The sequence below is a fragment of the Mesorhizobium sp. M4A.F.Ca.ET.050.02.1.1 genome, from assembly GCF_003997725.1.
Lineage (GTDB): Bacteria > Pseudomonadota > Alphaproteobacteria > Rhizobiales > Rhizobiaceae > Mesorhizobium.
On record NZ_RZSG01001274.1, the window covers coordinates 1 to 956 of the forward strand.

Here is a 956-nt window from a genome sequence, read left to right on the forward strand (position 1 = left end):
GTCCGATGATGAGCCAAATAGCTTTGCTGTTGCGCCGTGAACGCCCCAACATGCCAGGTCGCCGGCGCTTCAGCGAAGCCGAACCGCTGCATTGCCAGTTGATCAAAACCGAGCCGCTGCAAATCCGTTCGATCGACGCGCGGTGAAACCAGAACTTCACCGCCATCATCGAAGCTGATGAAGCCGCGATCGAACAAATGATCGGCATCGGGCGTTAGAAGCAATCCGTTCATGCCATCGAGTCGTTCTTGTGCTGAAGTGCATAATCGCCATGGCTTGATATGGCTCGCGATCAGCAGTGACGGGTTCGTCACTCCTGTAAGGCGACACGAGCGCTCTACCGTCTCAACGTTGGCCCGAAACTTCCCTTGTCCGCGACGAGCGAGAATGACGCTCTTCTTGACGGTATCGTCAAGGCTTCGATCATCTTTGATCTGCCGCTCGACAGCATCTTCGAGCTGTTCATTGACGATTTCGAAAGTCAGGCTATTGGCACCACCCCGCTCCAGAGCGGCGCGATCGAAAACTGCGTCGGTGACGATTGTTTGAAACACCACCGACGAAATATTTGCGAGATACGCTTTTTGATTGCCTGACCCGGACGTCGGACTAATCGGTGAGTACTTACTAGGCAGCAGCGGCCCCAGCACACCTATCAATGCCTTTGGGCGTATAGATGGCTCAAGCCGCGTCCAGAACACAGGAAGAAGCCACCCCTCTTTGTTCCAGTAGGACCCAGCTTCCTTGAATTCTGCCGGCTTGGGCGCGGTGAATGCGAATTCGGTAACTCGGCCGACATAGCGAATAGCTTGATCGAAAAAGGACAAGACGAAATCGCCAGGCGAGGCCCGACGCATATTGTTATAAAATTCGCTGCGCGCGCCGTTGCGTTCAGTTTTTGGAGACCAGAGATACTGGCCCTCGATCTCCTGGCGGGCCGTTTGATTATGATTGAC

1 protein-coding gene is annotated in these 956 nt (G+C 54.5%); it reads right to left on the reverse strand.

The window, feature by feature from the left end:
* Nucleotides 1–956: HNH endonuclease (locus EOA33_RS36900; RefSeq protein WP_145989559.1), on the reverse strand; the 956-nt coding region annotated here is incomplete at both ends.